This window comes from Fictibacillus barbaricus (assembly GCF_031457135.1).
GTDB classification, from domain to species: domain Bacteria; phylum Bacillota; class Bacilli; order Bacillales; family Fictibacillaceae; genus Fictibacillus; species Fictibacillus barbaricus_A.
Window position 1 is genome coordinate 63,553 of record NZ_JAVDWA010000002.1, and the last position, 15,754, is coordinate 79,306.

The 15,754-nt window shown below is 38.0% G+C and carries 12 protein-coding genes; all 12 read left to right on the forward strand.

Annotation, left to right across the window (positions count from 1 at the left end; all coding sequences use genetic code 11):
• The first annotated feature begins 84 nt into the window (after nt 1-84).
• The 12 genes from gltP (at nt 85) to yfmH (ending at nt 15,736) form a co-directional block, all read left to right on the forward strand.
• Nucleotides 85-1,350: a glutamate/aspartate:proton symporter GltP gene (gene gltP, locus J2X07_RS05745; RefSeq protein WP_310257473.1), complete on the forward strand. Its 1,266-nt coding sequence runs from the start codon at nt 85-87 to the stop codon at nt 1,348-1,350.
• A 214-nt stretch (nt 1,351-1,564) separates the two neighbouring features.
• Nucleotides 1,565-3,232: a ribonuclease J gene (locus tag J2X07_RS05750; RefSeq protein ID WP_310257474.1), complete on the forward strand. Its 1,668-nt coding sequence runs from the start codon at nt 1,565-1,567 to the stop codon at nt 3,230-3,232.
• 95 nt (nt 3,233-3,327) lie between these two features.
• Nucleotides 3,328-4,077 (forward strand): ClpP family protease, encoded by a 750-nt coding sequence (locus J2X07_RS05755; RefSeq protein ID WP_310257475.1) that lies wholly within the window; start codon nt 3,328-3,330, stop codon nt 4,075-4,077.
• The gene (locus J2X07_RS05760) at nt 4,074-4,283 is read left to right on the forward strand and encodes a YlzJ-like family protein (protein ID WP_310257476.1); all 210 of its coding nucleotides are present in this window, start codon (nt 4,074-4,076) and stop codon (nt 4,281-4,283) included. The genes J2X07_RS05755 and J2X07_RS05760 overlap by 4 nt, the downstream gene beginning before the upstream one ends.
• A 120-nt stretch (nt 4,284-4,403) precedes the next feature.
• Nucleotides 4,404-6,764, forward strand: a complete 2,361-nt coding sequence (locus J2X07_RS05765; RefSeq protein ID WP_310257477.1) for a DNA translocase FtsK — start codon at nt 4,404-4,406, stop codon at nt 6,762-6,764.
• A 254-nt stretch (nt 6,765-7,018) separates the two neighbouring features.
• On the forward strand, nt 7,019-7,744 hold the full coding sequence (locus J2X07_RS05770; RefSeq protein WP_310257478.1) for a GntR family transcriptional regulator: 726 nt from the start codon (nt 7,019-7,021) through the stop codon (nt 7,742-7,744).
• Nucleotides 7,745-8,051: 307 nt separating this feature from the next.
• Nucleotides 8,052-9,116, forward strand: a complete 1,065-nt coding sequence (locus J2X07_RS05775; protein WP_310257479.1) for a BMP family lipoprotein — start codon at nt 8,052-8,054, stop codon at nt 9,114-9,116.
• A gap of 88 nt (nt 9,117-9,204) precedes the next feature.
• Nucleotides 9,205-10,731 carry an ABC transporter ATP-binding protein gene (locus tag J2X07_RS05780; protein WP_310257480.1) on the forward strand — a complete coding sequence of 509 codons (1,527 nt, stop codon included), beginning with the start codon at nt 9,205-9,207 and terminating at the stop codon, nt 10,729-10,731.
• Nucleotides 10,721-11,773, forward strand: a complete 1,053-nt coding sequence (locus tag J2X07_RS05785; RefSeq protein ID WP_310257481.1) for an ABC transporter permease — start codon at nt 10,721-10,723, stop codon at nt 11,771-11,773. The genes J2X07_RS05780 and J2X07_RS05785 overlap by 11 nt, the downstream gene beginning before the upstream one ends.
• Entirely contained in the window at nt 11,773-12,735 is a 963-nt protein-coding gene (locus tag J2X07_RS05790) for an ABC transporter permease (protein WP_310257482.1), read from the forward strand. Before J2X07_RS05785 ends, J2X07_RS05790 begins: the two co-directional genes overlap by 1 nt.
• Before the next feature lie 432 nt (nt 12,736-13,167).
• Nucleotides 13,168-14,466: an EF-P 5-aminopentanol modification-associated protein YfmF gene (gene yfmF / locus J2X07_RS05795; RefSeq protein WP_310258178.1), complete on the forward strand. Its 1,299-nt coding sequence runs from the start codon at nt 13,168-13,170 to the stop codon at nt 14,464-14,466.
• On the forward strand, nt 14,447-15,736 hold the full coding sequence (gene yfmH / locus J2X07_RS05800; RefSeq protein WP_310257483.1) for an EF-P 5-aminopentanol modification-associated protein YfmH: 1,290 nt from the start codon (nt 14,447-14,449) through the stop codon (nt 15,734-15,736). The genes yfmF and yfmH overlap by 20 nt, the downstream gene beginning before the upstream one ends.
• Nucleotides 15,737-15,754: the final 18 nt, after the last annotated feature.

Below are 15,754 nucleotides of genomic sequence, written 5' to 3' on the forward strand. Positions count from 1 at the left end.
TTGACAAACCTGTCGAATCTTGTATAGAATACGAGTCGTGACACTGAAAATTCATAAGATCAAACATTATAAAGAGGTGATAGGATGAAAAAGATCAAAATAAGTTTAGCCTGGCAAATCCTTATCGGGTTAATTTTAGGGATTGCTGTTGGAGCAATCTTTTATGGAAATGATTCTGTCCAAACATATCTGCAGCCCGTTGGAGATATATTTATACGTCTTATTAAAATGATCGTAATACCGATTGTAATTTCAAGTCTGATTGTCGGTGTTGCAGGAGTAGGGGATATTAAGCAACTTGGCCGTTTAGGCGGAAAGACCATTCTTTACTTTGAAATTATCACTACATTGGCCATTGCAATTGGTCTTTTAGTGGCTAATGTGTTTCATCCGGGTACTGGAGTTAATATGAAAGCGCTAACGAAAGGCGACATTTCCAGCTACATGGAAACCACTAAATCAGTCGAAAGTCATGGATTTGCTGATACATTTTTAAATATCGTTCCTCAAAATTTGTTTGAATCCTTGACTAAAGGTGATATGCTGCCGATTATCTTTTTTTCCGTTTTGTTTGGACTGGGTGTAGCAGCAATCGGTGATAGAGGTAAACCAGTGCTCGCGTTTTTTCAAGGAACCGCTGATGCGATGTTTTATGTAACTAACCAAATTATGAAATTAGCTCCTCTAGGTGTTTTTGCATTGATTGGAGTTACGGTTTCTAAATTTGGTGTAGAATCACTTATTCCTTTAAGTAAGTTAGTTATTGTCGTCTACGGTGCAATGATCTTCTTTATTATCGCTATATTGGGATCTGTTGCCATGTTAGTCAAAGTCAACATTTTCACATTAATTAAAATTTTAAAAGATGAACTGATTTTAGCTTATTCTACGGCAAGCTCTGAAACGGTTTTGCCGAGATTAATGGAAAAGATGGAGAAGTTCGGATGTCCAAAAGCGATTACATCATTTGTAATTCCGACAGGCTATTCGTTTAACTTAGATGGATCAACGCTTTATCAAGCGATAGCGGCGATGTTTATTGCACAGCTTTATGGAATCGATCTTTCTCTCTATCAGCAAATATCTTTATTGCTAGTACTCATGGTTACATCAAAAGGGATAGCCGGAGTACCTGGAGTGTCATTTGTCGTACTTTTAGCTACTCTTGGATCAGTTGGTATTCCTTTAGAAGGATTGGCCTTTATTGCAGGAGTTGACCGAATCCTTGATATGGCAAGAACAGCTGTAAACGTAGTAGGGAATTCGCTTGCTGCAGTTGTAATGTCCAAATGGGAAGGGAAGTATAACGACATTAAAGGACAAAATTACGCTGAATCTGAAGTGGGATAAGCGTGAGAAATCAATCCGTATCTATTATCAAATAGATGCGGTTTTTTTTATTTAGGCAATATGGTTTTTATGGCATGTGTAAAAGATTAGGGACAGTCATAAGTTATTTTTTATTTCTCTATTCTTGTTTTGTGTACATTTGATACGTTATAATGATTTTAAGTGACGTGATCGGGATTATTTTTTTACATACAACATAGGAGGAATATACACATTGTCAAAACAAAATAGAGAGAAAATTAAAGTTTTTGCCTTGGGCGGTGTTGGTGAGATCGGCAAAAACATGTATGTAGTGGATACAGGTGAAGAGATTTTTGTAATGGACGCTGGTCTAATGTTTCCACAGGAGGAAATGTTAGGTATAGACATCGTAATACCTGACGTAACTTACTTAAAGGAAAATTTAGAGCGTGTTACAGGAATCTTTTTAACTCATGCCCATGAAGACCATATTGGCGGACTTCCTTACGTGCTGCGTCAAGTACCTGTCCCTGTTTATGGGACACGGCTCACACTAGGGCTTGTAGAGGCAAAATTAAAAGAAGCGGGTCTATTGCGTTCCACACAGTTAAATTTAATTGAAACAAATATGAAGCTTTCATTTAACAGTGCACAAGTAAGCTTTTTTCATGTGAATCATAGTATTCCAGATGCAGTTGGTATTGCAATACACACGTCACAAGGAATTATTGCAAACACGGGTGATTTTAAAATAGATCACTCTCCAATTGATGGTCAGCATACAGAGTTCGGAAAGATTTCCGCACTGGCTGATCAAGGCGTGCTTTGTTTGTTATCTGACAGTACAAACGCGGAGCGTCCCGGATCTACAGGACCTGAAGCACAAGTCGGACAGGAAATTTTAGATGTTTTTGAAGCCGCAAAAGGCCGTATTATTATTGCATCTTTTGCTTCTAACGTACATCGTGTACAGCAAGTCATGAATGCTGCAGCAAAAACGAAACGCAAAGTCGCAGTAAATGGCCGGAGCATGGTGAAGGTTGTTGATATTGCAACTCAACTTGGTTATTTAAACATTGAAAAAGATCTTCTAATTACAATAGATGCTGCAAATGATTACAGTGATGACCGTGTCGTCATTCTTACAACGGGAAGTCAAGGTGAATCCATGGCAGCGTTGTCTAGAATGGCACAAAAATCACATAAACAAATTTCCTTGCGACCAACTGATACAGTCGTTATTGCCGCTACCCCGATACCTGGCAATGAAACATCTGTAGCAAAAATGGTGGATCTATTAATGCGCACAGGTGCTGATGTTGTCTTTGGCCAGAAAAAAGTACATGTTTCAGGTCACGGCAGTGCAGAAGAGTTAAAGTTTATGCTTAGCTTAATGAAACCAAAGTATTTTATACCTGTTCATGGTGAGTATAAGATGCAGAAAGCTCATCAAAAGCTTGCCATTGAAGTTGGCGTAGAAAAGGATAACATTTTTGTTATCGATAAAGGTGAAGTGGTTGAATTCTCTAGCGGACAAGCACAAAAGACTGGAAAAGTACCTTCAGGAAATGTTCTTGTTGATGGATTAGGTGTAGGAGACATTGGAAATATCGTTCTTCGAGATCGCAAGCTGCTTTCACAAGATGGTATTCTTGTAGTTGTTGTAACAATCAGCAAAGATTCACAACAGTTAATTTCAGGACCGGAAATTATTTCACGCGGATTCGTTTACGTTCGTGAAAGTGAAGCCCTCCTTCAAGAAGCTAATCAAAAAGTTCGTGATGTTCTTGAAAAGTGCATGAGTGAAAATATGAAAGAATGGTCTAGCTTAAAATCGAATGTTAGAGATACATTAGGTCAATATTTGTTTGAAAAAACGAAAAGACGGCCAATGATCATGCCTATTATCATGGAAATTTAACCTGCTGTTTACAGCAGGTTTTATTTTTTCTTCTCATATGATTGGAAATTACGCCCATACTAAGTACAACGCTGAAATAAAAAGGGGTAATTAATATGGATCAGACACCTGAAACTGAAACACCATCAAATCCTGAAGCACCAAAAAAACAAGATGAAAATACATCCGGGCTGATACAGAAAATCCAATCATTAGGCCAAACAAATGTACCTCAAATGGAAGGATCCAGCATTCACTGTTTAACGATCGTCGGTCAAATAGAAGGGCACATGCAGCTTCCGCCAAACAATAAAGCAACAAAATATGAGCATCTTATCCCTCAGTTAGTTGCGATTGAGCAAAATCCTAAAATTGAAGGGCTTCTCGTCATCCTCAATACGGTAGGCGGAGATGTAGAAGCAGGATTAGCAATTTCTGAAATGATTGCATCACTATCAAAGCCAAGTGTGTCACTCGTTTTAGGGGGAGGTCATTCTATCGGGGTTCCAATAGCGGTAAGCGCTCACTACTCATTTATTGTTCCTACCGCAACTATGACAATTCATCCTGTACGCTTGACAGGACTAGTAATAGGTGTACCTCAAACATTTGAATACTTAGATAAAATGCAGGAACGTGTCATTTCTTTCGTTACAAGCCACTCAGAAATCAGTGAAGAACGATTTAAAGAGCTGATGTTCTCTAAAGGGAATTTAACAAGAGACATCGGAACAAATGTGATTGGAACTGATGCAGTAAAAGATGGATTAATTAATGAAGTTGGCGGAGTTGGTCAAGCATTACAGAAATTAAATGAGCTTATAGAGAAACAAAATACGAAAGAAAATAATGGGCTGAAACAATGACTTGGTATACGATGATGCCCTATCATTTAATGTTTCCTGAGGAAGGAAATGACCAAACTGCGCAGAATGTAATACTTTATAACAATATTCCGGTGCTTGTTGAAAGAACGGGTGATGAAACAAAAATCGTTCAAATTATGAGTACAGATCCTTTTCATTATTTACGGGAGGATTGCCAGCCAGGAATGACGCTGCGAAACTTGTAAAGAGTCATCTTAGAAATATGCTATAATTATCATGAGCAGCAGCCTTCTTTTTGCAAGGCTGCTTTTCTACCTTATTTATATACATAATTGTAACTACAACAAGAGTGTGAGGTGAAATTGGTGGCAAAAAATAAAAAGAAAAAAGCAAAAAATAAAGGCAGATGGAAAGAACAAATTACCTTTGAAATTGCAGGGCTTTCACTTTTAGCACTAGCTTCATTAGGGCTTGCTAAAATGGGGAACGTTGGTATGGCATTCGTCCATCTGCTCCGATTTTTTAGCGGTGAATGGTACGGTGTTTTATTAATGGCCTGTATCGTTTTATCCTTTTATTTAATTTGGAAAAGAAGCTGGCCGCGAGTCATTTCTAAAAGGCTTGCTGGGGTATATATCTTATTTTTCTCATTCCTTGTTTTAAGCCATTTAACCCTTTTTGAACATCTAACAAATGGAGGGGCTTGGAAAGATGCTTCTGTAATAAGGAACACTTGGGAATTATATTGGCTCCAGCTTCAAGGAACCACATCTACGAATGATTTAGGCGGCGGAATGATTGGCGCCATTGGTTTTGCCCTTTTTTATTTTTTATTCGGTTCTGGCGGAACAAAGCTCGTTATCTTTTTCTTGATTATTGGGAGCTTGCTATTGATCACAGGAAAGTCTCTATCTGTCTTTTTAGAGAAATTTATTGAAGGGACAAATGGACTATCTGTAAAGCTGAAAGAGAGCTATCAGGAAAAGAAAAAAGCAGTTAAAGAAGAGCGGTCTAAAAAGGCTAAGGAAAAGGCTAATACTCCGTCTTTATCTGAAGATGACGAGGAAGATGCAGAAGAAATTATTATTTCTGAAGAACCTGTCATTGAAGACTTTACGAAAAGACTGCAGCAAACGGAAAGCGGAATTCAGTTGAAATTTGGTTCACAAGGCTTTCAGGATGTTGTACAAGCTGAAAAGAAACCTGATGCGCAGCATGAAGACCAGGAAGCGGCACCATCACCGCTACCTGCAAATTTTGGAGATGAAGTGATTCAGAATGAGCATTATAAACTTCCGACCATGAAACATCTCCGAATGCCTAAAGGAAACGGTCAGCATAAAGATAAACAATATGCAACCAGTAAAAGCAATGCCAAAAAACTAGAAAAAACATTTGAAAGCTTCGGTGTAAAAGCAAAAGTACTTAAAGTCCATTTAGGCCCGGCTGTTACGAAATACGAAGTTTACCCTGATGTTGGAGTGAAAGTAAGCAAAATTGTAAATTTAACAGACGATCTCGCACTGGCATTAGCCGCAAAAGATATCCGCATAGAAGCTCCTATTCCTGGGAAATCAGCAGTTGGCATTGAAGTTCCAAATCAGGAAATTTCAATGGTGACTTTACGCGAAGTATTAGAAGCACCTCAATTTTCCGGTAATCAGTCGCCGCTTGCAATTGGCTTAGGGAGAGATATTTCAGGGGAACCTATCATTGCTGATTTATCTAAAATGCCGCATTTACTAGTCGCAGGAGCGACAGGCAGCGGTAAGAGTGTATGTGTAAACGGCATAATAACGAGTATTTTAATGCGTGCAAAGCCGCATGAAGTCAAAATGATGATGATTGATCCTAAGATGGTAGAGTTAAATATGTACAATGGAATTCCGCATTTATTAGCTCCCGTAGTAACAGAGCCTAAAAAAGCAGCTCAAGCGTTAAAAAGAGTCGTATCAGAAATGGAGAGAAGATATGAGCTATTCTCTCACAGCGGTACAAGAAACATTGAAGGTTATAATGAGTCGATTAGAAAGCAGAATGGAAGAGGTGATGCTAAGCAGCCGTTTTTGCCATATATCGTCGTCATTGTCGATGAACTTGCCGATCTTATGATGGTTGCTTCAGGGGATGTTGAGGATGCAATTACACGCCTTGCACAAATGGCACGTGCAGCAGGTATTCATTTAATTATTGCAACCCAGCGTCCATCAGTAGATGTCATTACCGGTGTAATTAAAGCTAATATTCCATCAAGAATAGCGTTTAGTGTATCATCGCAAACTGATTCTAGGACGATTTTAGATATGGGTGGAGCTGAAAAATTACTAGGAAGAGGAGATATGTTATTTTTCCCTTCAGGTGCTCCAAAACCTGTCAGAGTCCAAGGAGCATTTCTATCTGATGAAGAAGTAGAGATCATTGTTGAACATTGTGTAAGCCAGCAGAAAGCTCAATACCAAAAGGAAATGATTCCTACTGAGGAAGTTGATCAGCCTGTCATGGAGTCTGAGGATGATTTATTTTCAGATGCTGTAAAACTCGTGGTTGATATGCAAACCGCTTCTGTTTCCATGCTCCAAAGAAGATTTAGAATCGGGTATTCACGGGCAGCAAGGCTCATTGATTCAATGGAGTCAAAAGGAATTGTCGGACCGTATGAAGGCAGTAAACCCAGAGAAGTATTGATATCTGCAGTTCCAGAAGAAAAAGAAGCTTCAAGTTCATGATAAAAACGGGCTGAAATTCAGCCTGTTTTTTTTATGGACAGGCTATTATCTTAAAGATTATTGATTCTAGGGCAGCGAATTTAGAAAGCCTTATGTTAGATAAATATATCTATGAATAAGGCAAAAATAGTCATTTACTATTAAAAATTTGAAAAAATAGTATTTATTTATAAGATTAAAAATGGTATATTAATGTCGATTATTCAAATAATTTGTCTTTTAACTGTGATTATAAGCTAAGGTGTGGTTTTTAAATGTCAATTAAAGCGGATCATCGCTTACTGTATATAAAAGTTATAGAAAAAATAAAAAAAGATATTGAAGAAGGATTTTATAAAGAAGGTCAAAAGCTTCCTTCCGAATTTGAACTTTCAAAACAACTTGGGATAAGCCGTGCTACATTAAGAGAAGCATTGCGTATATTGGAAGATGAAAACGTACTCATAAGAAAGCACGGAGTCGGAACATTTGTAAGAACGAGAGCCCTTTTTTCCTCAGGTATTGAAGAACTTTACAGTGTGACCGATATGATTGAAAGAGGCGGAAAAAAAGCAGGAACGATTTTTCTTTCCTCACAAAAAGAAGAAGTTAATGATGATTTACTCAACAAATTCAATCAGAATCTGCCGGATGGATTAATGATGATGGAGCGTGTTAGAACGGCAGATGAAGAACCGGTTGTATTTTGTAAAGATCATATGCCGGCACATCTGTTTCCTGCAAAAGGAATGCATGAATATGAATCATTTCTAGAAATGCTTGAAAAAGAAACCGGCAAACGCGTTATGTATGCGGTTACAAATATTGAACCGATCGGATATCATGACAAAATCTCGGAAATATTGGAAAGTGCAGAAGGAGTTCCACTGCTCGTGTTGAAACAAATGCACTATGACCAATATGATGAACCAGTTTTATATTCTTGTAATTACTTTAGATCAGATAAATTTTTATTTTCCGTTTTAAGAAAGAGGTTTTAATTAAAGCTCTTTTCTAAAAGATTGTTGCTACAGAGAGATTTTTAAAAGTTCTTAATTGAATAGTTAATTGGAGTGGAAGGGTGAGACTCCTGCGGGACAGGTGAGACACTTAAAAGTGAAACGTACAAATGTGGCTCACCGCCTGCCCCGCGGAAAGCGAGCATCCTGTAGCGGAAATCAACTACTTACAAGAGCAACAAAGTATGCGTAAACAGCCTAATTAAAAATCTTTTTAGGGGGTGATCGGTAAACAATTGCAGCATTGGTTAAGTCATAATAATGAAAACATTACTAGGGGGAAAATTCGTTGAAAAAGAAATTAGGATTAATGGTAACTGCATTGTTAACTGCCGGTACACTCTTGTCCGGATGTGGAAATTCTGATGATGGGAAATCATCATCAGGTGACAATAAAGATTTTAAAGTAGCTATGGTAACAGATACAGGCGGTGTTGATGATAAATCATTCAACCAATCTGCTTGGGAAGGCTTAACGAAATACGGTAAAGACAACAAATTAGAAGAAGGCAAAGATTTTAAATACTTACAATCTACTCAGCAAAGTGATTACAAGCCAAACTTGAATTCATTAGTTCGTCAAAAATACAATCTTGTTTTCGGAATTGGTTTCTTAATGGGATCAGATGTTGAAACAGTAGCAAAACAACAGCCAGATGCAAAGCTTGCAATTGTTGATATGGTCGTTAAAGGTGATAATGTAGCTAACATCACTTTCAGTGAACATGAAGGTTCTTTCTTGGTAGGTTTAGTAGCTGGTCTTCAAACGAAATCGAATAAAGTAGGTTTTGTCGGTGGAGTAAACAGTGAACTGATCAAGAAATTTGAAAACGGTTTTAAAGCAGGTGTGAAAACTGCAAATCCAAACGCAGAGATCATGGTTCAATATGCTGAAGACTTTAACAAAGCTGAAAAAGGTCAGCAAATTGCTAACACGTTCTATGAGCAAGGGGCAGATATCATCTATCATGCTGCAGGCGGAACAGGTATGGGTGTGTTCACTGAAGCGAAGAACCGTGCGAAAAATGGACAAAAAGTTTGGGTAATTGGTGTTGACCGTGACCAGCACGAAGAAGGTATGCCTGAGAACGTAACGCTTACTTCTATGGTAAAACGTGTAGACAAAGCTGTATATGAAGTATCTGAGCAAACAGCAAAAGGCAAGTTCCCAGGTGGAAAAGTAGTAGAATTCGGTCTTAAACAAGACGGTGTAGGTATTGCTCCAACAACAGATAATGTTTCTAAAGATGCTTTAGCAAAAGTAGATGAATACAAAAAGAAAATTATTGACGGTGAAGTTAAAGTTCCAAAAACAGACGATGAATACAAAGACTTCCTAGCAAACTTAAAGTAAACCTTATGTATTTATTTATATAACAGGCCAGGACTTGGCATAAGCCAAGTCCTTCCTTATGCACATAATAGGGGGGAGAAACTTTAAGATGGAATATGTTATTGAAATGCGTAATATTCGCAAGGAATTTCCAGGTATAGTGGCAAATGATGATATTACACTTCAAGTAAAAAAAGGTGAAATACATGCGCTTTTAGGTGAAAATGGTGCTGGAAAATCAACATTGATGAATGTTCTTTTCGGTCTTTATGAACCTGAAGAAGGTGAAATTTATGTAAAAGGCAATAAAGTGGTGAACAATGATCCGAATATCGCCAACTCGCTTGGTATTGGGATGGTTCATCAGCACTTTATGCTTGTAGATAAGTTTACTGTTACCGAGAATATTATTCTTGGAAAAGAACCTACTAAAAGCGGAAAAGTTGATTTAAAGTCAGCGGCAAAAGAAGTTCAAGCCCTTTCGGATCAGTACGGTCTTAGAGTCGATCCGTATGCCAAGGTTGAAGATATTTCTGTAGGTATGCAGCAGCGTGTCGAAATTTTGAAAACACTTTATCGCGGAGCTGAAATTCTAATTTTTGATGAACCTACTGCTGTTTTGACTCCTCAAGAGATCGTAGAATTGATTCAAATCATGAAAAAACTCGTCAGTGAAGGCAAATCGATTATACTCATCACACATAAGCTGAAAGAAATAATTGAAGTATGTGACCGCTGCACAGTTATTAGAAGAGGAAAAGGAATCGGGACAGTGGACGTTAAAGATTCTAATCCTGATTCACTTGCAGCTATGATGGTTGGACGTGAAGTGAATTTCACTGTTGCTAAAGGAATTGCCGATCCTAAAGAATCGGTGCTTACGATTAAAGACTTAGTGGTTTTGGACAGCCGGAAAGTCCCAGCAGTGAATGGTTTAAATTTAAACATCAGAGCTGGAGAAATTGTTGGTATCGCAGGTGTTGATGGCAATGGACAATCTGAGCTGCTTGAAGCAATTACTGGACTACGAAAGATAAGTGAAGGATCTATTCATTTAAGAGACTCTGACATAACAAATAAAACACCGCGAAATGTGACTAGAACCGGACTTGCACATATACCGCAAGATAGACACAAACATGGCCTCGTTCTTGATTTTTCAGTTGGTGAAAATATGGTGCTGCAAACCTATTATGAAAAACCTTTTTCTAATAATGGGATCTTGAAATTCTCTCCTATTTTTGAAAAAGCGAATAAATTAATCACAGAGTATGATGTTCGTACACCTGACGCTCATACACCTGCAAGAGCTCTTTCGGGTGGTAATCAACAAAAAGCAATCATTGCAAGGGAAGTTGATCGTGATCCTGATTTCTTAATTGCAGCGCAGCCTACTCGTGGTCTTGATGTAGGAGCTATCGAGTTTATCCACTCAAAGCTGATTGAACAAAGAGATAAAGGAAAAGCCGTATTACTCGTTTCTTTTGAGCTAGATGAAATAATGAATGTCAGTGATAAAATTGCAGTTATGTATGAAGGAAGAATTGTTGCTGAAGTTGATCCAAAGCAAACGACTGAACAAGAACTCGGCTTATTGATGGCTGGTGGAAAGAGGGGTACAGCAGATGCAGAATAACAATAACAAAATAAAATTCCTCGTTCCACTCGTTTCTGTTTTATTAGGGTTGCTGATCGGTGGAATCATCATGCTTGTGAGCGATTATGATCCGTTTGAAGCTTATGTTGCATTATTTCAAGGAATAATTGGCGGACCATATTTTATCGGTGAAACGATCAGACAAATGTCACCGTTAATCCTTGCAGGTTTAGCTGTTGCTTTTGCATTTCGGACAGGATTGTTTAATATCGGGGTCGAAGGACAACTATTAGTTGGGTGGCTTGCATCAGTCTATGTTGGAGTCTTCGTTGATGCACCAGCAATTATCCATATTCCGCTTGCCATATTAGCTGCAGGAGTTGCAGGTGCATTGTGGGGGGCGATTCCAGGGATACTTAAAGCGAAGTTTAAAGTTCATGAAGTAATTACAACGATAATGATGAACTATATCGCCCTTTACAGTACAAATGAGATTATCCGTCAATTTATGCTTGCGCCGGGTGAGCGTACTAAGACCATAAAAGAAACTGCATCACTTTCTTCGCCTTTCTTGCAGAAGATAACGGATTATTCCACATTACACTATGGAATTATTGTTGCTTTAATTGCTGCAGTGATCATGTGGTTTATTTTATGGAGAACTACATTAGGTTTTGAACTGAGAGCAGTTGGATTTAATCAGCATGCGTCTCAGTATGCAGGAATAAACGTTTCAAAAAACATCGTTCTTTCAATGGCTATTTCAGGTGTTTTTGCCGGGATTGCAGGAAGTATGGAAGGACTCGGAACTTACCAATACATGACCATTAACGCAGCATTCACAGGTGTTGGTTTTGATGGGATCGCAGTTGCCCTTCTTGGTGCGAATAGTGCAATTGGTGTGGTTTTAGGCGCTGCTCTTTTTGGTGGACTGAAGATCGGGGCGCTGAATATGCAGTCAATCGCAGGTGTTCCTACAGAGCTTGTTGGAGTAGTTATCGCTTTAATTATCTTCTTTGTTGCATGTAGTTATATTGTTCATTGGCTGATGAATCGTGTTAACAAAGGAGGTAAAATCTAATGAGCTTTATGGATATTCTTGCATTAATCATCCCTGCGGCAATTGTTTCAGCAGCTCCTTTAATCTTTACGGCTCTAGGAGGCGTTTTCAGTGAGAGGTCTGGAGTAGTTAACATCGGACTTGAAGGACTTATGTTATTCGGTGCTTTCACTGGTGCAGTTACTATTTATTATTGTGAGCAGTTAGGATTAGGGTCTGCGTCACCTTGGATCAGTTTTGCTGCAGCGATGGTTGTAGGGGCATTATTAGCTTCTATTCATGCACTTGCGAGTATTACACTTAAGGCAGACCAAGTAATAAGCGGTGTCGCTTTAAACTTTTTAGCTGCAGGATTAGCTATTTTCTTAACGAAAAAAATCTTTCATGCAGGTCAAACACCAGTTATTTCAGAGAGAATATCAAAAAGTGATATTCCCTATTTATCCGATATTCCTTTTATCGGCAAATTGTTTTTCTCAAATGCTTATGCTACTTCATACGTAGCCGTTTTGTTTGCAGTTATCGTATGGTACGTATTGTATAAAACGCCGTTTGGTCTTCGTCTTCGTTCAGTTGGAGAGCACCCTATGGCAGCTGATACAATGGGAATTAAAGTTCCGAAAATGAGATATATCGGTGTATTGCTGAGCGGTGCTTTTGCAGGTTTGGGAGGAGCAGTATATGTTGCTTCTATCTCCGGGAATTTTACACATTCCACAATTACTGGACAAGGTTTCATGGCACTCGCAGCGATGATCTTTGGTAAATGGCATCCGCTTGGAGCTCTTGGGGCAGCTTTGTTCTTTGGTTTAGCCCAAGCGATCAGTATTTCAGGTTCACACATTCCTTTTTTAGAAGACATTCCAAAAGTATTTTTGCTTATCGCACCTTATGTTCTTACGATTCTTGCACTAGCTGGACTTGTAGGACGAGCAGATGCGCCAAAAGCTTTAGGTACTCCATATGAAAAAGGAAAAAGATAATCAACTATTAGGGTTCGTCAATATGACGGACTCTTTTTGTTTATAAACGCTCATTTCTAAATTCTGTTTTCGTAATATGAAAACGTTTTTTAATAGGATTTTTTCTAAAGGCTCTCTTCTAACAGATTGTTGCTTTTAAGTCATTTTTAATATTCTTCTTTGACAAGTTGATTGAAGTGCTAGGTGCGAGACTCCTGCGGGACTAGCGGGACAGGTGAGACACAGCAGGTGTAATTAGCTAGCTCACCTTACCCCTCGCGGAAAGCGAGCAGCCTGGAACGGAAATCAATCACTTCCAATAACAATAAAGATTGTGAAAACATCCTTTTTTAAATGAAATTTTTCATTTAAGAAGGAATGTCATGCTCCATATCGAAATTGGGTAAACTAGGATGTAGGCTATAATTGAAAGGGGTAACGTATCCAATGGCTATTGTAAATCATAAAAAAACAGATCTTGATGGAATAACCTTACATACAGTTGAAACAAAAAAGTATAAGACCACTTCATTTGTTCTTCAAATCAAGCAGATGATCGATGAAAGCTCTGTTACAAAAAGAGCATTGCTCCCATCTGTACTTCAGAGCGGAACAAAGGATTTTCCATCCAGTAAAGAATTAAGAAGTGCATTAGATGACCTTTATGGCGCGACTCTAAATACCGATTTGTCCAAAAAAGGCGAAAATCAGGTGATTAGTATCCGGATGGAAGTAGCTAACGAAAAGTTTTTAAGTAATTCAGAGCCAGTATTAGATAAAGCGTTTCATTTGCTTTCACAAGTTCTATTAGCACCTGCTATGGAGGATGGAGCTTTTAAAGAAAGTATTATGAAAAAAGAAAAACGAAATCTTAAACAGCAAATAGAATCGATCTATGATGATAAAATGCGCTATGCCAATAAACGCCTTCTTGAAGAAATGTTCGAATCTGAGCCATATCGAATTAATGTATATGGAAATGAAGATGAAGTGGATGCTATAACTTCCAAAGATCTTTTTGAATATTATCAGCAAGTTATTTTGAACGATAAGATGGATTTATATGTAATCGGCGATATTTCTACAGATGAAATGGCAGAGAAAGTGAAAAAACATTTTCGCTTCCCGCAAGGACGCAATGAAGAGAAATCTTCCGGACCGAAAACAAAAGATGAAAAGAAAATTTCCAAAGTTAAAGAAATTTTTGAAGAGCAAGATGTACAGCAAGGTAAACTTCATATGGGGTATCGGACTTACACGACTTACAGTGACAATGATTATTTTGCGCTGCAAGTATTCAATGGTGTTTTTGGAGGGTTTTCGCATTCCAAGCTGTTTATGAATGTGAGAGAAAAAGCTAGTCTTGCTTACTATGCTGCATCCCGATTTGAAAGTCATAAAGGAGCTATTTTTGTAATGAGCGGGATTGAAACCGCCAATTATGAAAAAGCCGTTAAAATCATAAAAGAGCAGCTTGAGGAAATCAAGAACGGCAATATAACGGATGGTGAACTAGATCAAACAAAAGCCATGATCAATAACCAGGTCCTTGAGACGATTGATTCTACCATCGGCTTATCAGAAGTGCTGTATCACAATGTAGTTGCAGGAACAAACAGAACCATTGAAGAGTGGATTGACGGAATTAAAAAGGTGACGAAAGAAGATGTAGTAGAAGTATCAAAAAAAGTTACACTGGATACCATCTTTTTCTTGAAAGGAGCTAGTACAAATGGGAACGAAAACATTTGATCAATTAGACGAAACCTTACATTATGAAGAATGTGAAAATGGATTAAAGGTCTATGTATTAGAAAAAAAGGGATTCAATAAAACATTTGCTACCTTTACAACACATTACGGATCGGTCGACAACCATTTCAAGCCTCTTGGAAAACAAGAGAATGTTAAGGTCCCTGATGGCATTGCGCATTTTTTAGAGCATAAACTTTTTGAAAAAGAGAAAGGTGATGTTTTTCAGGATTTTAGTAAACAAGGAGCATCAGCTAATGCTTTTACTACGTTTAATCGAACTGCTTATTTGTTTTCAACCACGAGTGATGTGAAAACGAATTTAACAACTTTAATCGATTTTGTACAAGAACCTTATTTCACAGAAAAAACAGTTGAAAAAGAAAAAGGCATCATTGGCCAGGAAATAAGAATGTATGATGATAATCCGGATTGGAGAGTTTATTTCGGTCTGATTGAAAACATGTACCATAACCATCCTGTAAAGATCGATATTGCAGGAACAGAAAAATCTATCGCCGACATTACAAAAGACGATCTGTATGAATGCTACGAAACGTTTTATCATCCAAGCAATATGATTTTGTTTATTGTAGGTCCTGTTAATGCAAAAGAAATTTTGGATTTCGTAAAAGAAAATCAATCGAAAAAAACATTTAAAGAGAAAGCACCGATCGAGCGATACTTTGATGAAGAACCTGCAAGTGTTGCAAAAAAAGAGAAAGTGATTGAAATGACTGTACAAACACCGAAATGTTATATGGGGTATAAAGAAGCTTCTCCAAACCGGAAAGGAAAAGACCTAATGCGTCACGAGCTTTGTGTAAACTTGGCCTTAGAGATGATGTTTGGGAAAAGTTCGCCTAATTATGAAGCGTTATATGAGGAAGGACTCATTGACCAAACCTTCTCTTTTGACTACACGGAGGAAAACGGTTTTGGCTTTAGTATGCTAGGCGGGGATACGAAATCACCTGACGAACTGGTGAAGCGTGTGTCTGAAATGATTGAAACATTTAAACAGCAAAAGGTAGATGAGGAATCGTTCGATCGTGCCCGGAAAAAGAAAATCGGTGCTTTTCTTCGTTCTTTAAACTCACCTGAATTTATTGCGAATCAATTCACAAGGTATGCCTTCAACGAAATGGATCTTTTTGATGTGATTCCGGCATTTGAAGCTTTAAAGGTTGCGGATGTCGAAGAAGTTCTTAAAAACCATTTTAAGAAAGAAGCTTTGAGCGTTTGCCAAGTGCAAAAAAAGAAGTCATAATAAAAAGAAAAAAGCATC

Excerpts from the sequence above, each read along its gene's own strand:
- J2X07_RS05760 (WP_310257476.1), top strand. The coding sequence starts at position 4,074 with ATGACTTGGTATACGATGATGCCCTATCATTTAATGTTTCCTGAGGAA.
- yfmH (WP_310257483.1), top strand. The coding sequence starts at position 14,447 with ATGGGAACGAAAACATTTGATCAATTAGACGAAACCTTACATTATGAA.
- J2X07_RS05790 (WP_310257482.1), top strand. The coding sequence starts at position 11,773 with ATGAGCTTTATGGATATTCTTGCATTAATCATCCCTGCGGCAATTGTT.
- J2X07_RS05755 (WP_310257475.1), top strand. The coding sequence starts at position 3,328 with ATGGATCAGACACCTGAAACTGAAACACCATCAAATCCTGAAGCACCA.
- J2X07_RS05780 (WP_310257480.1), top strand. The coding sequence starts at position 9,205 with ATGGAATATGTTATTGAAATGCGTAATATTCGCAAGGAATTTCCAGGT.
- J2X07_RS05785 (WP_310257481.1), top strand. The coding sequence starts at position 10,721 with ATGCAGAATAACAATAACAAAATAAAATTCCTCGTTCCACTCGTTTCT.
- J2X07_RS05770 (WP_310257478.1), top strand. The coding sequence starts at position 7,019 with ATGTCAATTAAAGCGGATCATCGCTTACTGTATATAAAAGTTATAGAA.
- gltP (WP_310257473.1), top strand. The coding sequence starts at position 85 with ATGAAAAAGATCAAAATAAGTTTAGCCTGGCAAATCCTTATCGGGTTA.